We start from the raw sequence: 21,194 nt of genomic DNA on the forward strand, positions 1-21,194 counted from the left end.
ATACCAAAAAAAAACGGGCTATCCGTTCCTGGATAGCCCGTTCTTGTTTCAAAGGCACCTCTGCAAGTGCCTTCGACAGCGTCGACCAGCTCACAGCAGCAGCGTACGAATGTCTCCCAGTAGCTGCGTCAGCAGGTTGGTGAACCGGGCTGCATCCGCCCCGTTCACCGCCCGGTGGTCGTAGGACAGCGACAGCGGCAGCATCAGCCGTGGCTGGAACTCCTTACCATCCCACACCGGCTTCATGGCCGCCCTGGACACGCCCAGAATCGCCACTTCGGGCGTATTCACAATGGGCGTAAACGCAGTGCCACCGATACCGCCCAGGCTGGTAATGGTGAAGCAGGCGCCCTGCATTTCTGCCGGCTTGAGCTGCTTGTCTCTGGCTTTCTGAGCCAGTTCAGCACTTTCAGCTGCCAGCTCCCACAGGCCTTTCTGGTCTACATCCCGGATCACTGGCACCATCAATCCGTTAGGTGTGTCTACGGCAATGCCGATGTGGATGTATTTCTTGCGCACCACCTCTTTGCGTTCCATGTCCAGCGACACGTTGAACTGGGGCAGTTCCGCCAGTGCTGCGGCGCAAGCCTTGAGCAGGAACGGCAGCGGGGTCATTTTCACGCCGCGCTTTTCACCGGCCGCTTTCTGGCTCTTGCGGAAGGCTTCCATTTCAGTGATGTCGGCATCGTCGAACTGGGTCACGTGCGGGACGTTGAGCCAGCTGCGCTGCATATTGGTGGCGGTGGCCGCCATCATGCGTGACATTCCCTCACGCTCGATTTCACCAAACTGGCTAAAGTCCGGCAGCTTCACTCCGGGAATACCGGCGCCAGTCGCAACGCCGCCACCCTGCTGTGCCTGCTGCAGCTGGCTCTTCACATAGGCGTGTACATCGTCTTTGATGATACGGCCTTTCGGGCCAGAGCCTTTCACGCGGGTGAGGTCTGCACCGAGTTCCCGGGCCAGTTTCCGCACCGCCGGGCCGGCATGCACCTTGGTGCCTGGCGAGGGCGGCTCGTAAGTGGAACCCTGCGGCTGAGGCGCGGACTCCTGCTTGCTCTCTTTCGGTGCCGGCTCATGCTCCTGGTTGTCCGCTTGAGGGCTTTCACCGGCAGCGGAATCCTCTTCCTCGTCGTCACCCTCATCTTCGATGGTCATTTCCAGCAAGTCAGAGCCTTCAGACAGCTTGTCGCCTTCTTTCACCAGAATCTTGCCAATCTTGCCCGCGTAAGGCGAAGGTACTTCCATGGTGGCCTTGTCAGACTCCACGGTAACCAGTGCGTCCTCGGCATCCACGGTGTCGCCTTCGGCCACGTTGATTTCAATGACCGGCACATCGTCAAAGCCATCCAGCGAGGGCACCTTCACCACTTCGGTGCGGGAACCGCCGGACTTTTTCTGTTTCGGCGCCGGCGCGGCTTCCTCCGACTTGGCGTCAGACGTTTGCTCTGGCGCTTCTTCCGGCGTGTCTTCCCTGGCATCGTCCGAGCCGCCAGCGTCACCACTGGCAGACAACATACCGATAACATCGCCCTCCTTTACCTTATCACCCACCTTGACCGTGATTTTGGTGATTTTGCCGGCCGCCGGGGCCGGCAGTTCTACCGAGGCTTTGTCGGATTCGACGGTCAGAATCGGATCTTCTTCTTCAACCGAATCCCCTTCACTGACGATGATTTCGATGATCTCGACTTCATCAGCGCCGCCGAGATCGGGAACCTTGATTTCCTGTTCGCTCATGGCGGTCTCCTTAGCTCAGCACCGGGTTCGGTTTGTTGCGATCGATTCCGTACTTGCGCATGGCTTCGAGAACCTGTTCCTGCTTGATTTCACCATCTTTGGCCAGGGCCGCCAGGGCGGTGACCGCCACATAGTAACGGTCTACCTCAAAGAAGTTACGGAGCTTCTCCCGGGTGTCACTGCGGCCAAAGCCGTCGGTGCCCAGTGTCATGAAGGTCTTGGGGATGAACGCCCGCAGCTGTTCGGAATGCAGCTTGATGTAGTCGGTAGACGACACCACCGGCCCTTCGGCTTCTTCCAGGCACTGAGTGACGTAGGCCTTGCGCGGCTTGTCATCCGGATGCAGGTGATTCCAGCGCTCCACGTGCTGGCCATCGCGGGCCAGTTCGTTAAAGCTGGTCACACTCCAGACATCAGAAGCGACGCCCCAGTCGTCTTTCAGCATCTGTGCCGCGGCGCGAACCTCGTTCATGATGGAGCCGGAGCCCAGCAACTGCACCCGTGGGCTCTTTTTGCGGCCCTTGGTTTCAACGGACTCGAACTTGTACATCCCTTTGATGATGCCCTCTTCGCTGTCCTTGGGCATCGCTGGCTGTTCGTAGTTCTCGTTTTCGATGGTCAGGTAGTAGAAGACGTTCTGGTTATCCTCGAACATCTCTTTCATACCATGGCGGATCACCACGGCCATCTCATAGCCGTAAGACGGATCGTACGCTTTACAGTTGGGAATGGTGTTGGCCAGAATGTGGCTGTGCCCGTCCTGGTGCTGCAGGCCTTCGCCGTTCAGCGTGGTCCGGCCGGCGGTACCCCCGATCAGGAAACCACGTGCCTGCATATCGCCGGACGCCCAGGCCAGGTCGCCTACGCGCTGGAACCCGAACATGGAATAGAACACGTAGAACGGAATCAGCGGGAAGCTGTTGGTGCTGTAGGAAGTGGCCGCAGCCATCCAGGTAGACATGGCACCGTCTTCGTTGATGCCTTCCTGAAGGATCTGCCCCTTTTTGTCTTCCCGGTAATACATGATCTGGTCACGGTCCTGGGGCACGTACTTCTGGCCTTCCGCCGTGTAGATACCCAGCTGGCGGAACATACCTTCCATGCCAAAGGTCCGGGCCTCGTCCGGAACAATCGGTACCACCCGCTTGCCAATGCGCTTGTCTTTCACCAGCGCACTGAGGATGCGCACAAACGCCATGGTGGTGGAAATCTCGCGGCCATCGGAGCCGTCCAGAACCTGCTTGAAAATATCCAGTTCGGGGATTTTCAGCGGCTGGCAGTCCTTGTTGCGCTTGGGATAGAAACCACCCAGCTCCTGCCGCTTCTTCTTCATGTAAACCAGTTCGGGGCTGTCCGGCGCCGGACGATAATAAGGTACCTCTTCCAGTTCTTCGTCTTTCAGTGGCACGCCAAAACGGTCACGGAAGTCCTTGAGGGTATCGATGTCCAGCTTTTTCAGGGAGTGGGCGGTGTTCTGGGCTTCGCCCGCCGCGCCAAATCCGTAGCCTTTGATGGTATGAGCCAGGATAACCGTCGGCTTGCCATTCGCCTGGTTCACCGCCTTGTGATAGGCCGCATACACCTTGTAGGGGTCGTGGCCGCCACGGTTCAGCTTCTGGATGTCTTCGTCCGAGAGGTTGTCCGCCAGCTTGGCCAGCTCCGGGTGCTTACCAAAGAATTCCTTGCGCAGGAACGCCGGGCCTTTGAAAGTCAGGTTCTGTAGCTCACCGTCACACAGCTCGTCCATGGCCCGCTGCATTACGCCGTCTTCGTCTTTATCGAACAGCGGGTCCCACATCCGGCCCCAGACAACCTTGATGACATTCCAGCCGGCGCCACGGAACACGCCCTCGAGTTCCTGGACGATTTTACCGTTGCCCCGGACCGGACCATCCAGACGCTGGAGGTTGCAGTTCACCACCCAGATCAGGTTATCCAGGTTTTCACGGCCAGCCTTGGAAATGGAGCCCAGGGTTTCCGGCTCGTCACACTCGCCGTCGCCCACAAAGGCCCAGACCTTGCGGCCATCCATGTCGATCAGCTCACGGCTGTGAAGGTACTTCATGACGTGGGCCTGATAGATAGACTGAATCGGCCCCAGGCCCATGGAGACTGTCGGGAACTGCCAGTAGTCCGGCATCAACCAGGGGTGCGGATAGGATGACAGGCCCTCGCCGTCCACCTCTTCACGGTACTTGTCCAGTTGCTCTTCGCTGAACCGACCTTCCAGGAAGGAACGGGCGTAAATACCCGGTGATGCGTGACCCTGGAAATACACCAGGTCTGAGGCGCGTTCTTCACCGCCGCCATGGAAGAAATAGTTGAAGCCCACATCATAGAGTGTGGCGGCCGAGGAGAAGGTAGAGATGTGCCCGCCGAGATCCCCCGGGCGCTTATTGGCACGCACCACCATCGCCATGGCGTTCCAGCGAATCAGGGAACGAATGCGACGCTCCATGAAAAGATCGCCGGGCATACGGGATTCCTGGGTGACCGGAATGGTATTCCTGAACGGCGTGGTAATGGAGTAAGGCAACTCAGTGCCATCGCGGCTGGCACGCTCGGAGAGCCGTTCCAGTATGTACTTGGCCCGGTCTACGCCTTCGTTCTCGATCAGAGATTCCAGCGCATCCAGCCATTCACTGGTTTCAATGGGATCATCATCCTGGTACATCAAACCCTCCACTTGGCATTAAAAAGTGCATCAAAAAGTGCATCGCCAGCCACGATCAGTGGCCCTAAACGGTGCGAAGTCGATAAGCTGCGGTGATATGCAGTCGTTTTTGTAGAAACCTTAGCTTGAAAGAAAGGCTGATCTGCCCGATTGACCTCTCTCAAGCATAGAACAGCTTTCCCGTTTTTCCTGCCGGACGGCAGAGTTGCGGCCATGCGGGCATGACAGAAAACTTTCGTTCTTTTACTACAAAACAACCCCAAAAAACAAACAAACAACCGTTTTAATCGCTTTTTATTGGTTATTTTTTCGATTACTTACGGAATAATGGCGGCATTCGCCCCCTGGGACAACAGGTCTCCGACGAAGGTCGAACCCTCCACGCCAACCCTTTATATAGAAACACTAAGCTTCGATGGGCTTGAAGCCACACATAAGGCAGATAATAAAAACTCAAAACATTGATTTTTATAAACTTTTAATTCTACCTCGATCGCCCGCGAGATACTTTATTAATTAGACCTGAAAATAAACATCCGTTTATGTATACTTGCCGCCCGTTTTTTAACCAGTGAAGGAGGCACGCCTCCTTTTGTCTTGGGCACACAACAGAGGGCGATCTATGAACTCCATCGTCACCTTTCCAAACCGCATCCCGGTTCAGGAATTCGAAGAACGCCGCTTCAAGGTGTACACGGACAAGCAGCTCGACAAGATTGAGGTTATCCAGAACCTCCCGGAAGAGACGCTGTTCGAGATGAAAGTTGTTGCCAGCGTGCTGCCCTTCCGGGTGAACGAGTACGTGATCAACGAACTGATCGACTGGGACAAAGTACCCAACGATCCGCTCTATCAGCTGGTGTTCCCCCAGAAGGGTATGCTGAAGGAAGAGCATTTCGAGCGCATGGCAAAAATGCACCGGGAAGGTGCCGACAAGAAAGACATCCAGGCCGTTGCCAAGGAAATCCGCGACGAGCTGAACCCGCATCCGGCCGGCCAGATGGAAATGAATATGCCGGAGCTGGACGGCGAGGTTCTGGACGGTGTGCAGCACAAATACCGGGAGACCGTGCTGTTCTTCCCATCCCAGGGCCAGACTTGCCACAGCTACTGCACTTTCTGCTTCCGCTGGGCGCAGTTTGTCGGTGACAAAGATCTGAAAATGGCCAGCACCGATGCGGAGAAGCTGCACGGCTACCTGCAGGAGCACACCGAAATGACCGACCTGCTGGTGACCGGTGGCGACCCCATGGTGATGAAAACCAAGAACCTGGTGCAGTACCTGGAACCTCTGCTGCAGCCGGAGTTCGACCACATTCAGACCATCCGCATCGGCACCAAGGCCCTGACCTTCTGGCCGTACCGTTTCGTGACCGACAAGGATGCCGACGAGCTGATCGAACTGTTTGCCAAACTGGTCGATGGCGGCAAGCACGTAGCCATCATGGCCCACTATAACCATTGGCAAGAAATCACCACCGACATCGCGGAAGAGGCCATTCGCCGCATTCGTGCCAGCGGTGCGGAAATCCGGGCCCAGGGCCCGCTGATCAAGCACGTAAACGACGATGCCGACGCCTGGGCCAAGCTGTGGAAGAAAGAAGTGAAGCTGGGCATCATCCCCTACTATATGTTTGTGGAGCGCGACACCGGGGCCAAGAACTATTTCGAAGTGCCCCTGGCCGAGGCCTACCACATCTACCGCGAAGCCATGAAAAAGGTATCCGGCCTGGCCCGCACCGCCCGCGGCCCCAGCATGAGCGCCGGCCCCGGCAAGGTGGAAATTCAGGGCATTACTGAAATCAAGGGCGAAAAAGTCTTCGTCTTGCGCTTCCTGCAGGGCCGCAACCCCGACTGGGTGCAGCGCCCGTTCTTCGCCAAGTACAGCGAGACAGCCACCTGGCTGCACGAGCTGGAACCAGCCTTTGGGGAGGAGAAATTCTTCTTTGAAGAAGAGTATGAGGCGATGCAGAAAGGGAATGGCTGAGCATTGCCCGCAAACTGAACAGGCCCGCCCCATGGCGGGCCTGCTTACCGCCCCTTCTTAGGCACAAACCCCGCCGGCTTCTCCCGGATCCATTCAACAAACACCCTCACCTCCTCCAACGCCATCAGTTTCTCTCGCGTGTTGTAGTACATTCCCAGCTCGTATTCCGAGCGAGCCTTGTGAATGGTGTTATGGCATGGGCGGCAGACCCAGAGCGTTCGCGTAATCAACTCTTCTTTTGAAAAAAGCTTCTGGAACCGCTTCTTGCGGTGAAGGTGGCGCGGGATTAAGTGGTGGCGGGTGAGCCTGGCTACCGGACGTTCGCAAAGCTCGCAATGTTCTGGCTGGGGCGGGAGTTTAAGCATCGTTGTACAGCGGTAAGAGCCAGTCGGCGACGCATCCGACCGGCTCGTGTTCCTGTAAAACCGTTCCGGCGAGTCAGTGCATCAGGGTATACAACTTCCTACGGTAGGTGCGCACATCCGGATTGTTGTTACCCAGTTTCTCGAACAGCTCTACCAGCGTGGTTTTGGCAATCCCGTCTTTATACAGGCTATCTGCCTGCATCAGGCGAATCAGCAAATCCATGGCCTCGGCGTTTTTATCCTGCAGCACCCTGTGCAAGGACAGCTGGTGCAGAGCTTCCGGATCTTTCGGGTTGGCTTCCAGCCTCTCCACCAGCTCAGCCTCTGGCGGCAGCTCGCCGGACTGTTTCAGGAACTTCACCCGCGCGGCCAGCTGCTTGGCCTTGTGCTGCATTTTTTCTTCCGGCGGCAGGCTGTTGAGTACCTGTTCGGCGGTGTCGAGATCCCCCTGTTCGGCTTTCAGCTGAGCCAGGTCGATCAACACCTCCAGGTTTTCCGGATCTTTCTGATTCAGCTCCGTCAGGATAGCCAGGGCGCCTTCCAGATCACCCGACTCCCACAAGGTATGCGCTTTTTCGTAGGGATCTTCTGCTGGCGCCTCGACGTGCTTTTCCAGCACCTTGCGGATTTCGCTTTCCGGAAGGGCACTGTTAAAGCCATCCACGGCCTGGCCATTTTTCACCAGGATCACCGTTGGCAGGCTGCGTACACCCAGAGAGGCTGTCAGTTCCTGCTGTTCGTCGGCATTGACTTTGGCCAGCCGAAAGTTGCCCTGGTACTCCTCTGCCAGCTTTTGCAGAATCGGCATCAGCTGCTTGCAGGGGGCACACCACTCCGCCCAGACATCCACCAGGATCGGCGTGTTGGCCGATGCATCCATCACATCTTGCTGAAAGTTGTCGGCTGTCGCATCGAAAATATACGGCGAATTGCTCATGAATCTGGAACCTGAACTGGAATGAATGACGTTAACCGCTTATATGGGACTGCCCGGAGAAAAATCAAGCAGCTTGAAATACCGGGACTTGCCGTTACATAACAGGATAAACACTCACGCCTTGAGAGCGACACGGTATGAATGACGAGAACCGCAAAGACTCCCTGGAAGAATTTGAAGAAGACGTAACCGAGTACATCGGCAAAGACGAAAACGGCACAAGTCTGGCGCTGCCCCGGCAGTCCATGCCCCAGCGTATGTATGTTCTGCCGGTATCCAACCGTCCCTTCTTCCCGGCACAGGTACAACCCGTTGTAGTCAACCAGGATCCCTGGCAGGAAACCCTGAAGCGGGTCGGTGAAACCGATCACCGGATTCTGGGCATCTGCTTTGTTGAGACCCCTGAAGCGGAAGACGGCATTCCGGAAAGCGACGACATGGAAGCCACAGGTTGCGCCGTCCGCGTTCACCATGCCCAGAACGACAGCGGCAAGGTTCAGTTTATTGCCCAGGGCGTGCAACGGTTCAAAATCGTGCAGTGGCTTCGTCGCCAGCCACCCTACCTCGTCGAGGTGGAATATCCGGACGAGCCGGAAGAGCCCGCAGACGAACTCAAGGCCTACACGCTGGCGATCATCAGCGCCATCAAAGAGTTGTTGCGCACCAACCCGCTCTATGGCGAGGAAGTAAAACAGTACCTGTCCCGCTTCGGCCCCGATGACAGCTCGCCGCTTGCGGATTTTGGTGCTTCCATGACCAGCGCTCCGGGGCGGGAACTGCAGGATGTACTGGACACAGTCCCTCTGCTGAGGCGGATGGAGAAAGTGCTCCTGCTGATGCGCAAGGAGCAGGAAGTCGCGCGCCTGCAATCCGAAATCAACGAGGAAGTGAACGAAAAGGTACAGAAGCACCAGCGGGAGTTCTTCCTGCGGGAACAACTGAAAGTCATCCAGCGGGAGCTGGGTATCGCCAAAGACGACAAGACTGCGGATGTCGAGCGGTTTGAGGCGCGTATGGCCAAACTGAATCCGCCAGAAGCGGTGCAGGAGCGGTTCCAGGACGAAATCCAGAAACTGCAGATACTGGAACAGGGCTCGCCGGAATACGGTGTCACCCGCAACTACCTCGACTGGATTACCCAGGTACCCTGGGGCGTGCACTCGCAGGATCACTTCGACCTGGTTCAGGCCCGCAAGATACTGGACCGGGACCACGATGGCCTGGACGATGTGAAAGACCGCATCATCGAGTTCCTGGCCGAGGGTACGTTCAAAGGGGAAGTCAGCGGCTCGATACTGCTTCTGGTCGGCCCGCCGGGCGTGGGCAAAACCTCCATTGGCCACTCCGTTGCAGACGCCCTGGGCCGCGAGTTCTATCGTTTCAGCGTGGGCGGTATGCGTGATGAGGCTGAAATCAAAGGCCATCGCCGAACCTACATCGGCGCCATGCCCGGCAAGTTTGTCCAGGCCCTGAAAGACAGCAAAGTCGCCAACCCGGTCATCATGCTCGACGAAATTGACAAGGTAGGCACCTCATACCAGGGCGACCCGGCATCGGCCCTGCTGGAAACCCTGGACCCGGAACAGAACCGGGAGTTTCTGGACCACTACCTCGACGTTCGCATGGACCTGTCCAAGGTTCTGTTCATCTGTACCGCCAACCAGCTCGACACCATTCCCCGGCCCCTGCTGGACCGCATGGATGTGATTCGACTGTCTGGTTACATCGGTGAGGAAAAACTTGCCATTGCCAAACACTACCTGGTGCCCCGCCTGCTCAAACGCGCAGGGCTGCTCAAGAAACAGCTCAATATCAGTGATGCGGCCATTCGCCAGGTGATTGAAGGTTATGCCCGGGAAGCCGGCGTACGAAACCTTGAGAAGCTCCTGCACAAGATTGTCCGCAAAGGGATTGTGCGTCTGCTGGAAAAGCCGGATGAGCCGGTGCGGGTGGGCGTGGGCGATTTGACCGACTACCTTGGCCAGCCCGCATTCAAGAAAGAGAAATCCCTGAAAGGTACCGGCGTGGTGACCGGCCTGGCCTGGACCGCCATGGGGGGAGCCACCCTGAGCATTGAGGCTTCACGCATTCACAGCAGCCAGCGCGGGTTCAAGCTCACCGGACAACTCGGCGAGGTGATGAAGGAATCCGCCGAGATCGCCTACAGTTTTGTGTCTTCCAACCTGAAGCGATTCAAAGGGGACCCGACCTTTTTCGACAAATCTTTCGTGCATCTGCACGTTCCCGAGGGCGCAACCCCCAAAGACGGCCCCAGCGCCGGAATCACCATGGCCACAGCTCTGCTGTCCATTGCCCGCAAAGAGGCACCGCAGCAGAATCTGGCCATGACCGGGGAGCTTACGCTGACCGGGCAGGTGCTGCCGGTAGGCGGCATCCGGGAAAAAGTGATCGCTGCGCGCCGGCAAAAGATCAACAACCTGATCCTGCCGGACGCCAACCGTGGGGATTATGAGGAATTGCCAGAGTATCTGAAGGAGGGAATTTCCGTCACCTTCGCCAAACATTACAGCGATGTGTTCCAGGTGTGCTTTGGTCACAAACCGAAAACGGGCTCAAGCGTTCATTAGCCTGTATTGAGGTCGGCCCGCGAACGGGCCGGCCCCAACGCCCCATCAGGCCTTTTCTTTCCAGCCGTCGTCTTTCAATACCGAACCCACCGTGAGCACCGGCGAGGCATCAATATCGTCGGCATCCATCATGTTGGCCACGCGCTGCAGCGATGCGAGGATCATGGTCTGCTCCCACTCGGCCAGGCTCTGGAATTTCTGGATAAAGTCCTCTTGCAACGGATTGGGCGCACGGGCCAGGATGTCGGCGCCCTCATCAGTAAGATGGGCATGAACCTTGCGTTTGTCACGGGTGCTGCGAACCCGGTATACCAGCTTGCGAAGCTCCAGCCGGTCCAGAATCGTGGTGACGGTTGCCTGACTGAGGCTGACATTGTCGGCAATGGTACCGATCGTCACCTCCCCCAGATCCCGGATGGTGCGCATAATCAACAACTGCGGCCCGGTCAGCCCGGCATGCTTGCTGAGTCGCTTGGAATGGAGATCCGTGGCCCGGATCACCCGGCGCAGTGCCACCAAAACCTGTTCATAGCTGTTCACATCCGTCCCCCGGAAAAGCTTGCCGCTGTTATTTATACCACTAATTATTAGAGGTCTTTGTACCAGCGATTGCAAGTTGGCAATTTTACTTAGCCTGCAAACGTCACGCTCATCGCCCCGGGAGCGTTTGTAGCATTATTTCTGGCTGTCGCTATGCTAAGGTCTGCAGCCACTTTCACTCACCCACTGACGGATACGGTTGATGTTCAGGTACTTTCTTCCCCTTATTCTTGCTCTCGCGCCGGCCGGCCTGATTCATGCCCAACAACAGCAACTCGGCCCGGAAAAGGAGCTGACCACAGAAGACGTTGAGGAAAGCATCCAGACCCTGGAAAAACCGATGTACACACCGTTTGTGGAACTGTACCTGCTTGAAGAAAGCAAGGCCCTGCGCCAGCAGATACAGAATACCCGGGCAGAACTGATCGAGAAGGTCGTCGACAAAGAGCTGTCGGTAGCCGATAAAACCATGTCGTATGCCACCGACACGGTGACCTACTTTTTCTATCTGATTGCCGGCGCCACCTCCATTCTGGTTGTGATTGGCTGGAACTCCATTCGGGATATGCGCAACCAGCTGACCAGCCTGGCCGAAAAGCGCGTCAACGAACTGGTTATCGAGTACGAGCAGCGCCTGAAGTCCATCGAAGAGCAACTGCAGCAGAAATCCGAAATCATCCACCAGAATCAGGCAGAGATAGAGCGCACCAACGAGGTGCACGCGCTCTGGCTGAAAGCAAGCCAGGAGACCTCCCAGCAAAACAAGATTGCCGCATACGACCAGATCCTGGATTTGCGCCCGGACGATGTTGAGGCCCTGAGCTACAAAGCGGACGCCGTGCTCGAGATGCAGGAGCCTCTCTGGGCCATCAGCCTGTGCCATCGCGCTCTGAAACTGGCGCCGGACAACGGCCATGCCCACTATCAGCTGGCCTGCGCCTACGCCGAAATCGGCCGCTGGGAAGATGCCGTCAACGACCTGGAAAAAGCGATTGAGATTGCCGAAGCCTACCGGGACGACGCCTCGGTTGACCCGAGTTTCGAGCACCTGCACGATCATGAAAACTTCAGGACACTCGTCTTCCAGGAAAAGGATGACAGCACGGACGCGTGACACTCAGACCGGCACGGTGCTTGCTTTCATCAGCGATGATGATTGCACCGTGTTCCAGAAAAAAAGCCATGGCCCGATTGGCTTGACAAGCAACAGACTGTGGTGTTTGTTTAACTCTCTGAGAACATAAGAATAACCCTGACACAAACAGGAAAACCACGATGACAACTTCCGTAAAGAAACTCGCTACCGCTGTAGGCGCATCTGTTGCTCTCATGGCTGCCGGGCAGGCTGCCGCCGACATCAAGATTGGTATTGCCGGCCCGATGACCGGCCCCGTCGCCCAGTATGGTGATATGCAATTCTCCGGTGCCCGCATGGCCATTGAACGCATTAACGCCGACGGCGGCGTGATGGGTGAAGAACTGGTGGCGGTGGAAGTCGATGACGTATGCGACCCGAAACAGGCCGTTACGGTTGCCAATCGCCTGGTGAACGAAGGTGTTCGCTACGTGGTCGGCCACCTGTGCTCAAGTTCCACGCAGCCGGCGTCCGACATTTACGAGGACGAAGGTATCCTGATGGTGACCCCGGCATCCACCAGCCCGGAGATCACCGAGCGCGGTTATGAGCTGGTGTTCCGCACCATCGGCCTGGACAGCATGCAGGGCCCGGTCGCAGGCAATTATATTTCCAGCCAGAACCCCGAGCGCGTGGCCATTGTTCACGACAAGCAACAATACGGTGAAGGCATTGCTACCGCCGTTCGCAATACCCTGCAGGATGCCGGCGTCGAGATCGCCATGTTCGAGGGTATTACCGCCGGCGATAAAGATTTCTCGTCCCTCGTCACCAAGATCAAACAGGCTGACGTCGATTACGTGTATTACGGTGGTTACCATCCCGAGCTGGGCCTGATTCTGCGCCAGGCCCGACAGTCTGACGTAGACGCCAGGTTCATGGGCCCCGAGGGCGTGGGTAACAAAGATATCAACACCATTGCCGGAGAAGCTGCAGAAGGCCTGCTGGTCACCCTGCCCCCCAGCTTCGACCAGAAAGAAGAAAACCAGGAGCTGATCGCCGCCTTCGACGCAAAAGGCGAAGACCCCTCCGGCCCCTTCGTACTGACCTCCTACGCTGCTGTGCAACTGGTTGCTGAAGGCATCGAAGCCGCGGATTCCAAAGATCCGTTCGATGTGGCCGCGGCCCTGCGTGACGGCAGTTTCGAGACACCGATCGGTACCGTTCAATACGACCAGGCCGGCGATATGAAATCGTTTGAGTTTGTCGTTTACGAATGGCATTCAGACGGCAGCAAGACTCCGGTTAACTGAGCCAGGATCGTTCATTAACGGAAAAATGAGAGCACCTTCCCGATGCAATTCGCGGGGAAGGTGTTTTTCTGGTCCCCGAGTTTCCTTGTTACGCCGTTTCCGGGCATCCCCGTGAGTGCGTACCTGGCTGCAAAGGGGCAGGCTGTCGGAGCTCAACAACGATGCAAGATCTCCTCTATTTCTTCCAGCAGCTCATTAACGGGCTGACGATCGGGAGTACCTACGCGCTGATCGCCATCGGCTACACGATGGTTTACGGCATCATCGGCATGATCAACTTTGCCCATGGCGAGGTTTATATGATCGGGGCCTACACGGCACTGATCGCTATTACCGGGCTGGCCACCCTGGGTATTGCCTGGTTGCCCCTGGTGCTGATCGTCGCACTGATCTGCGCAGTTTTGGTATCCAGCTCCATGGGCTGGGCGGTCGAACGGGTTGCGTATCGCCCCGTACGGGGCCGGCACCGCCTGATCCCGCTGATCTCGGCCATCGGTATGTCCATCTTTCTCCAGAACTACGTTCACCTGGCGCAAGGCTCCCGGAACATCGGGTTTCCGGCGTTGATTGAAGGTGGCTTCCGGTTCGGCTCGGAAGATACCTTTCCGATGTCTATTTCCTACATCCAGATCACCATCTTTATTACCACGCTGATTTGCATGACAGCGCTGTCGCTGTTCATTTCCCGGTCACGCATCGGGCGAGCCTGCCGCGCCGTCTCCCAGGATCTGGGCATGGCCAACCTGCTGGGCATCGACACCAACCGAATCATCTCCGCCACATTCGTTATTGGCGCGGCACTGGCGGCCGTCGCCGGCCTGTTGCTGGGTATGTATTACGGTTCCGTCGACCCTCTCTTCGGCTTTATTGCCGGGCTTAAGGCATTTACTGCTGCCGTTCTTGGGGGCATTGGCAGCATTCCCGGCGCCATGTTGGGAGGGCTTATCCTGGGGGTCGCCGAGAGCATGACCTCAGGTTACCTCAGTGGCGAGTACAAGGATGTGGTTTCCTTCAGCCTGCTGATTCTGATTCTGCTGTTCAAACCCACCGGACTGCTGGGCAAACCGGAGGTTGAGAAAATCTGATGGCTGCCAATAATTTCCGACACGCACTATTCTGTGCGATCGTCACGCTCGTCATTTCCTACCCTATCATTGGCTTCAATCTGGAAGCTCAGGGTATCAACGTCATCCTGACCGGTGCCGAGACCAGTACCATCATTTTGGTGCTGCTGGCAGCGGTGGTCGTGTTCCTGTTCCAGCTATTCCGGGACCAGATCATGGCGGCACTGAGGAGCGTTCCCAGCCCTTTGCCAAAAACCGGAAAAGAACCGATGGCCGAAAACAAACGGGCCAAAATTGAATCCTGGGTGCTCACCGGAATTGTCGTACTGGCGCTGTTCTGGCCGTTCTTTGTCTCTCGTGGCTCGGTGGATCTGGCCACCCTGGTGCTGATCTACGTCATGCTTGCCCTGGGCCTTAATGTGGTGGTGGGCCTGGCCGGGCTGCTGGACCTCGGTTACGTGGCCTTTTATGCCGTGGGGGCTTACACCTTCGCCCTGCTGTCCCAATACGCAGGCGTGTCGTTCTGGGTAGCGCTGCCGATCGGTGCCTGCCTGGCGGCTCTGTTCGGCCTGGTGCTGGGGTTCCCGGTGCTGAGGCTGCGAGGCGACTATCTGGCGATCGTAACCCTGGGGTTTGGTGAAATCATCCGCATTCTGCTGAACAACTGGACGGCGCTCACGGGCGGCCCCAACGGCATCGGCGGCATTCCGGACCCCACCCTGTTCGGCATGGAATTCGGGCGCCGGGTGAAGGAGGAAGGCAACACCTCATTCCATGAAACCTTCGGCATTGCCTACAGCGGCGAGCACAAAGTGATTTTCCTGTACCTGATTGCCCTGGTACTGGCGGTGATTACCGCCCTGATCATTCGCCGGTTCATGCGAATGCCCGTCGGGCGGGCCTGGGAAGCCCTTAGGGAAGATGAAATTGCTGCCCGCTCCCTGGGCCTGAGCCGCACCGCAGTCAAACTCTCCGCCTTTACCATTGGCGCCTTCTTTGCCGGTTTCGCCGGCACTGTATTTGCCTCCAAACAAGGCTTTATCAGCCCGGAATCGTTTGTATTCCTGGAGTCTGCCATCATTCTGGCCATTGTGGTGCTGGGCGGCATGGGCTCTCAGTTGGGCGTGGTGCTGGCCGCCATTGCCGTGACCATCCTGCCAGAGCTGGCCCGTGAGTTCTCCGACTACCGGATGCTGGTGTTCGGTGCCGCCATGGTACTGATGATGGTCTGGCGGCCCCAGGGACTGATGCCCATGCGCCGCATTCACATTGAACTGGAACGGCAGGAGTGACAGGTATGCTGGAAGTACAGAATCTGTCGATGCGCTTCGGCGGCCTGCTCGCAGTCGACCAGGTCAGCCTGGATGTGCAGGAACATGAAATTGTCTCGATTATCGGCCCCAACGGCGCCGGCAAAACCACGGTGTTCAACTGTCTCAGCGGCTTTTACAAACCCACCGGCGGGAAAATCCTGTTCGAGGGCGGTGAAGTTCAGGGCAAGCCGGATTACAAGATCTCACGGCTGGGTATGGTGCGCACCTTTCAGCACGTACGCCTGTTCGGGCAAATGACGGTGGTGGAGAACCTGCTGGTGGCCCAGCACCGGCACCTGAACACCAACCTTCTGGCCGGCCTGGTGAAAACCCCGAACTATCGGGAGCGGGAGCGCAAATCCCTGGACCGGGCCGCCTACTGGCTGGAACGCGTTGGCCTGCTGGAGCTCGCCAACCGGGAAGCCGGCAACCTGGCCTATGGACAGCAGCGCAGGCTTGAAATTGCCCGATGCATGGTCACCGAGCCGAAACTGCTAATGCTGGATGAACCCGCGGCCGGCCTCAACCCGGCCGAAACCAAAGATCTCAACCAGTTGATCGTCAGCCTGAAAGAGGACTACAACGTATCGGTGCTGTTGATCGAACACGACATGAGCCTGGTGATGGACATCTCCGACCGGATTACCGTGATCAACCAGGGACGCCCCCTGGCGGCAGGAACACCCGACGAAGTCCGCCAGAACGATGATGTAATCAAAGCTTATCTGGGCGAGGCCTGAGGAGACACCATGCTGGTACTGGAAGACGTACATACCCACTATGGCAAAATCGAGGCCCTGCACGGCGTGTCCGTGGAAGTTAAGAAAGGCGAGATTGTGTCGCTGATCGGTGCCAACGGTGCCGGTAAAACCACGCTGCTGATGACCGTCTGCGGCACACCGCAGGCCAGCGCCGGCCGGGTCATTCTGGAGGGGCGTGACATTACCCATGAAGCCACCTCCAACATCATGCGTTCCGGCATCGCCATTGTTCCGGAGGGCCGGCGCGTATTTCCGGGCCTGACCGTCGAAGAGAACCTGCACATGGGCGGTTTTTTCAACACCAAATCAGAAATCTGCAAAAGCCAGGACCACGTGTACGAACTGTTTCCCCGGCTGAAAGAGCGCGAAGATCAGCGGGCGGGCACCATGTCCGGCGGCGAACAGCAGATGCTGGCCATCGGCCGTGCGCTGATGAGCCGGCCCAGAATGATCATTCTGGACGAGCCTTCACTGGGGCTGGCGCCCATCATCATTCAGCAAATCTTCGAAATTATCGGCCAGTTGAGAGAGGAAGGCATTACCGTGTTTCTGGTGGAGCAGAACGCTCACCAGGCCCTGAGCCTGGCAGACCGGGGCTATGTGCTGGAAACCGGCCGCATTCGGCTGCACGATACCGGTAAGAATCTGCTGGCGAATCCGGAAGTGCGGGAGGCTTATTTGGGAGGATAACCTGACAGAAACCAAAAAGCCGGAGGCAGCAGCTGCACTCCGGCTTTTTTCGGGACTCACAAAAGCTTACTTGATGCTTTTGATGGTGCCCTTGTAGCCTTCAACGGTTACGTTGATGGTACCGAAGACAACGAAGTCTTCAGTTTCAACAGTGTAACGCGGAGCTACGATGATGTCTGCGCCAGAAGACTCAATGGCCTTGTAAGCTGCTGCAGACTTGGCCTTGGCAACCGGATCGCCAAAGGGCAGGCCACCGCCGGTGGAGCCACCGTAGGAAACGCCATCAGAAAACTGCTTGTCGCTACCAATGGTGAAGAACAGAACCTTGGTTACGGAAGCCTTGCCAGAAATCTTCTCGCCTACTTCAACGTCAGCTTTGATGTCTGTCTGCAGCGGAGCAGTAACAGGCATGGAGCTGGAGCTCACGTTGAGGGAGGAACAACCGGACATAGCACCGGCGAGAACGAGTGTTGATGCAATAAGCGCTTTTTTCAAAACAAACTCTCCATATGTTGTTGCGTGGCCTTCGTGGCCGTTCGCACTATACTGAAATCCGCTTTATAGAACAATACTCGCTAAAAAGTGATCTTTAGTTCTATTTTGAAATATATGAACTGGTCAGATTAATGAACATCCGGCAGTTACGTTTGTTAACCGCAACTTAACTTGCGATCTGAGGTTTTGATCTATACTCACACAGACGGTCTCCTAACAATCCCAGATAACGACCGTTGTCTTGCAGCCACGAACCGATAAGGCTGCAGGGTATGCGACGAAGCTAAACCACAGAAAGGAGTGGATAATGAAAAAACTGATCGCAGGTGCAATTCTTCTTGGTGCGTCTTCCATGGCTTTCGCTCAACCCGGTTGTGGCGTAGGTGCCATGATCTGGAAGGGACAATCAGGTATTGCTCCACACGTGCTGGCTGCCACCACCAACGGCTCCTTCGGTAACCAGACCTTCGGTATGACCACCGGCACCCTCGGCTGCCAGACCAACCAGTCCGTCCAGTCCATGGCCATGTACATGAACAGCAACATCGACAAGGTTGCCCGCGATATGTCCCGCGGCTCCGGTGAAAACCTGGATACTCTGGCGACTCTGCTGGGTGTCGATGAAGCTGACCGCGCTACCTTCCGCAACGTCCTGCAAGACAATTTTGCAGCCATTTTCCCGAATGCAGACACCACCTCCGGTGAGGCCGTAGACGCTATCGTGGCCCTGCTGGAACAGAACAGTGAGCTCAGCAAATACGTAGCGGCCTGATCACCGCGCGTGACGGAACAGACTGGCGCCAGGGACGGCGCGCTCACTCCAGAATAACCAACCCGGAAACACCAATTTCATGGGCTTTACCCTACGCATCGGGCAGGCCATTCTCTGGCTTGCATTCAGTACCGCCTGGGCTCAGGCAGAACCACCCGCACTGCCAGACAACCTTCATCAACACCCAGCCTGGCTTACCCTGGGCCACTATCACCAGGGCCGATTCGATTCCGGCTACACCAGCCAGGCAGATGATCCCGCGTTCTTTCTGAGTGAGAACGGAAAAACCTCGCCCAGGGCCGAACTGGTAGCAACTCTCGAAGCCATACAACAACCCGGTAGCGGCGATAGCCATGCCCGATGTCGATTCCCGGCTCGCGACGCCTGGCTGCGTGAACAACTGGATTTGCCGCAAACACCGGTAAACTGCCCCGCGTTCGACGACTGGGCCGGCACGCTCAATACCGAAAAAGTCACCCTGGTATTCGCCGCATCCTACCTGAACAGTCCATCGTCCATGTTCGGCCACACCTTCTTGCGGCTTGATCCGCCCCAGGACGATGCGGAAGCCGACCTGCTACTGGCTAATACCATTTCCTACGCGGCAGATGCCGCAGAGCACGACAGCGAATTGCTGTTTGCCTACCGGGGCATTTTCGGCGGCTACCCCGGCATTACCTCCATCAAGCCCTACTACGAAATGATCCGGCTGTATAACGACATTGAACACCGGGATCTGTGGGAGTACACCCTGAACCTGGACCAACAGGAAGTAGACACACTGCTGGCGCACACCTGGGAAATCCAGGACAAAAATTTTGACTATTACTTCTTCGATGAGAACTGCGCCTACCGCTTGCTGGCGCTGATCGATGCCGCCCGCCCGGGCACTGAGCTTCTGAGCGAAGTAAGTACTCACGCTATTCCATCTGACACCGTTCGCTGGGTTCGCGATGCCGGGCTGGTCGAAAGCGTTCATTACCGCCCATCCGCGGCCACTGCCGTGGCTCACCGCCTGAACACACTGCCTTCAGAACACCAGACGATTGCGGCGGCCATGACCAGTGGCTATGTCGAGGTGAATGGCCCGGAAGTGCGTGAACTTGAAGACAAGAGCCGTGCCAGACTGCTGGACGCCACCTACGATTTCGTTCGCTACCAGAGCGAGGCAGAAGGCTGGCCGCGGGAAAAGGCCGCGCCCTTGTCACACCAGTTGCTGGTATCCCGCAGTCAGATTGACAGCGAAGAAAGCCTTCCGGACGTGCCGGAGCCACAGATTCGTGATGATCAGGGCCACGACACCTTCCGGCTCAGCCTGGGTGCCGGCCAACTGGCCCATAACGAATTCACCGAATTGACCATCCGGCCGGCCTATCACGACCTGCTGGATCCGCCAGCGGGCTATCGCAGTGGCGCTCAATTACAGTTCCTGCGCCTGGATACACGCCTTTATCACGACAATGACGAGCTTCAGATAGAACGGCTGACCGGCGTGGAAATTCGCTCTCTCAGCCCACGAAACCAGTTCTTTGCTCCTATTTCCTGGCAAGTCGGCTTTGGCGGCCGGCGCACCGACACAGGCACCGACAGAGTCCTGGCACCCTACCTTGAAGGCGGCGCCGGCGGCAGCTGGCGCCTTGGCCAGAACACCCAGGCCTTTGCCATCGCCACGGCCGATGTGGAAATCGATGATGACATCAAACGTGGCTACGACGTCGCTCCGGGCGCAGACTTCGGCCTGCTGCACCAGAACAACCGCTTCAGTCTGTTGGCCGGCGTAAAAACCAAAGCCTGGATCGTCAGCAGCCAACACCGGCAAGACCAGCTGTACGCCGAAGCCAACTGGCACATTGGCCGGGAATTCAGCCTGTTCACCAAGTTCACGCGGGAAAACCACTACCACAGGTACCAGAGCACATGGCAAGCGGGACTGCACGCGTACTTCTGACCCACAGGGCGGCCGTCGTCGCCCTGCTGGCCCTCATCACCCTGCTGCAAACCGGCTGCAGCAGCGTGTTCTTCTACCCGAATAAAGCTACCTACATCACCCCGGACCGGCTCAACCTGGAATACGACGACATCTACCTGAACACAGCCGATGGCGAAACCCTCCACGGCTGGTGGCTCCCGGCTCTCAGCGAGGAACCGGCAAAGGGCACAATCTACTATCTGCACGGCAACGCCCAGAACGTCAGCGCCCATATTCTCAACATTGCCTGGCTGCCCGAACAGGGCTTCAACGTGTTCACCATCGATTATCGTGGTTACGGGCAGTCCACTGGCGCCCCCGATATCGAAGGTGTCCTGCACGATGTTGAAACCGGCCTGCGTTGGCTCGTCGAACAGGATACGGCCAGCGAGCGCCCACTCTACCTGCTCGGCCAGAGCCTCGGTGGCGCTTTGGGTATCGCCCTCGCCAGCGAATGGACACAACGCAACGAACAACCCGCCCTGAACGGCATCATCCTCGATGGCACCTTCTCCGGCTTTCGTTACATCGCCCGGGAAAAACTCGACCAGTTCTGGCTCACCTGGCCATTCCAGTACCCCCTGAGCTGGACCATCCCAGATGACTACGAAGGTACAGACCACATCGCCGGCCTCTCACCGGTGCCGGTGATGGTTATCCACAGCGTTCGGGATGGCATTATTCCGTTTGAGCACGGCGTGCGGCTTTATGAGGCGGCGGAGCAGCCCAAGGAGTTCTTGCAGACCGATACGCCCCATGCGGCGACGTTTGTGATTCCGGCCTACAGGGAGGCAGTGCTGGAATTCATGGAAAAGGCTTTTAGAGGCCAGCACGAGATTTAGCGCAGAGGTTGGGGAAGGCACCCAAACTAACCAGCCCAGAAACGAGAAAACCCGCCAAAAGGCGGGCTT

Annotated in this window: 17 protein-coding genes; 11 read left to right on the forward strand and 6 right to left on the reverse strand. The window is 57.3% G+C overall.

What is annotated here, in order from left to right; translation table 11 throughout:
• Positions 1 to 90: 90 nt before the first annotated feature.
• Together aceF and aceE are read right to left on the reverse strand one after the other, a co-directional pair.
• Positions 91 to 1,740 (reverse strand): dihydrolipoyllysine-residue acetyltransferase, encoded by a 1,650-nt coding sequence (aceF, locus tag ACP2AU_RS10055; protein ID WP_426375998.1) that lies wholly within the window; start codon positions 1,738 to 1,740, stop codon positions 91 to 93.
• A 10-nt stretch (positions 1,741 to 1,750) separates the two neighbouring features.
• Positions 1,751 to 4,414 carry a pyruvate dehydrogenase (acetyl-transferring), homodimeric type gene (gene aceE / locus ACP2AU_RS10060; protein ID WP_426375999.1) on the reverse strand — a complete coding sequence of 888 codons (2,664 nt, stop codon included), beginning with the start codon at positions 4,412 to 4,414 and terminating at the stop codon, positions 1,751 to 1,753.
• Between the two features lie 622 nt (positions 4,415 to 5,036).
• Between aceE and ACP2AU_RS10065 the strand changes: the two genes are divergently transcribed.
• Positions 5,037 to 6,401 carry a KamA family radical SAM protein gene (locus tag ACP2AU_RS10065; protein WP_426376000.1) on the forward strand — a complete coding sequence of 455 codons (1,365 nt, stop codon included), beginning with the start codon at positions 5,037 to 5,039 and terminating at the stop codon, positions 6,399 to 6,401.
• A 44-nt stretch (positions 6,402 to 6,445) separates the two neighbouring features.
• Here the strand turns inward: ACP2AU_RS10065 and ACP2AU_RS10070 are convergent, their stop codons facing one another.
• The gene (locus ACP2AU_RS10070; RefSeq protein ID WP_426376001.1) at positions 6,446 to 6,766 is read right to left on the reverse strand and encodes a hypothetical protein; all 321 of its coding nucleotides are present in this window, start codon (positions 6,764 to 6,766) and stop codon (positions 6,446 to 6,448) included.
• Between the two features lie 73 nt (positions 6,767 to 6,839).
• Entirely contained in the window at positions 6,840 to 7,703 is an 864-nt protein-coding gene (gene trxA / locus ACP2AU_RS10075) for a thioredoxin (RefSeq protein WP_426376002.1), read from the reverse strand.
• A 137-nt stretch (positions 7,704 to 7,840) separates the two neighbouring features.
• Between trxA and lon the strand changes: the two genes are divergently transcribed.
• Positions 7,841 to 10,291 carry an endopeptidase La gene (gene lon / locus ACP2AU_RS10080; RefSeq protein WP_426376003.1) on the forward strand — a complete coding sequence of 817 codons (2,451 nt, stop codon included), beginning with the start codon at positions 7,841 to 7,843 and terminating at the stop codon, positions 10,289 to 10,291.
• A gap of 45 nt (positions 10,292 to 10,336) precedes the next feature.
• On the opposite strand, the gene ACP2AU_RS10085 is transcribed toward lon, so the two are convergent.
• Positions 10,337 to 10,831: a MarR family winged helix-turn-helix transcriptional regulator gene (locus ACP2AU_RS10085; RefSeq protein ID WP_426376004.1), complete on the reverse strand. Its 495-nt coding sequence runs from the start codon at positions 10,829 to 10,831 to the stop codon at positions 10,337 to 10,339.
• 202 nt (positions 10,832 to 11,033) lie between these two features.
• On the opposite strand from ACP2AU_RS10085, the gene ACP2AU_RS10090 reads away from it, so the two are divergent.
• The 6 genes from ACP2AU_RS10090 (at position 11,034) to ACP2AU_RS10115 (ending at position 17,047) form a co-directional block, all read left to right on the forward strand.
• Entirely contained in the window at positions 11,034 to 11,945 is a 912-nt protein-coding gene (locus tag ACP2AU_RS10090; protein ID WP_426376005.1) for a TPR end-of-group domain-containing protein, read from the forward strand.
• Positions 11,946 to 12,106: 161 nt separating this feature from the next.
• Complete coding sequence (locus tag ACP2AU_RS10095; RefSeq protein WP_426376007.1) at positions 12,107 to 13,219, forward strand: branched-chain amino acid ABC transporter substrate-binding protein; 1,113 nt, start codon at positions 12,107 to 12,109, stop codon at positions 13,217 to 13,219.
• A gap of 161 nt (positions 13,220 to 13,380) precedes the next feature.
• Positions 13,381 to 14,304, forward strand: coding sequence for a high-affinity branched-chain amino acid ABC transporter permease LivH (gene livH, locus ACP2AU_RS10100; RefSeq protein WP_426376008.1), 924 nt, complete (start codon positions 13,381 to 13,383; stop codon positions 14,302 to 14,304).
• Complete coding sequence (locus tag ACP2AU_RS10105; protein ID WP_426376009.1) at positions 14,304 to 15,575, forward strand: high-affinity branched-chain amino acid ABC transporter permease LivM; 1,272 nt, start codon at positions 14,304 to 14,306, stop codon at positions 15,573 to 15,575. Before livH ends, ACP2AU_RS10105 begins: the two co-directional genes overlap by 1 nt.
• A 5-nt stretch (positions 15,576 to 15,580) precedes the next feature.
• Complete coding sequence (livG, locus tag ACP2AU_RS10110) at positions 15,581 to 16,336, forward strand: high-affinity branched-chain amino acid ABC transporter ATP-binding protein LivG (protein ID WP_426376010.1); 756 nt, start codon at positions 15,581 to 15,583, stop codon at positions 16,334 to 16,336.
• Positions 16,337 to 16,345: 9 nt separating this feature from the next.
• Positions 16,346 to 17,047: an ABC transporter ATP-binding protein gene (locus ACP2AU_RS10115; RefSeq protein ID WP_426376011.1), complete on the forward strand. Its 702-nt coding sequence runs from the start codon at positions 16,346 to 16,348 to the stop codon at positions 17,045 to 17,047.
• A gap of 66 nt (positions 17,048 to 17,113) precedes the next feature.
• Here the strand turns inward: ACP2AU_RS10115 and ACP2AU_RS10120 are convergent, their stop codons facing one another.
• Positions 17,114 to 17,542, reverse strand: a complete 429-nt coding sequence (locus ACP2AU_RS10120) for a hypothetical protein (RefSeq protein WP_426376012.1) — start codon at positions 17,540 to 17,542, stop codon at positions 17,114 to 17,116.
• Between the two features lie 307 nt (positions 17,543 to 17,849).
• Here ACP2AU_RS10120 and ACP2AU_RS10125 point away from each other — a divergent pair, with 307 nt between their 5' ends.
• From ACP2AU_RS10125 to ACP2AU_RS10135, 3 genes are all read left to right on the forward strand, one after another.
• Positions 17,850 to 18,314 carry a DUF3015 domain-containing protein gene (locus ACP2AU_RS10125; RefSeq protein WP_426376013.1) on the forward strand — a complete coding sequence of 155 codons (465 nt, stop codon included), beginning with the start codon at positions 17,850 to 17,852 and terminating at the stop codon, positions 18,312 to 18,314.
• A 79-nt stretch (positions 18,315 to 18,393) separates the two neighbouring features.
• Positions 18,394 to 20,262, forward strand: a complete 1,869-nt coding sequence (locus ACP2AU_RS10130) for a DUF4105 domain-containing protein (protein WP_426376014.1) — start codon at positions 18,394 to 18,396, stop codon at positions 20,260 to 20,262.
• Entirely contained in the window at positions 20,232 to 21,125 is an 894-nt protein-coding gene (locus tag ACP2AU_RS10135; protein WP_426376015.1) for an alpha/beta hydrolase, read from the forward strand. The genes ACP2AU_RS10130 and ACP2AU_RS10135 overlap by 31 nt, the downstream gene beginning before the upstream one ends.
• Positions 21,126 to 21,194 lie beyond the last annotated feature (69 nt).

The organism is Marinobacter sp. VGCF2001, assembly GCF_049943275.1.
GTDB lineage: Bacteria > Pseudomonadota > Gammaproteobacteria > Pseudomonadales > Oleiphilaceae > Marinobacter.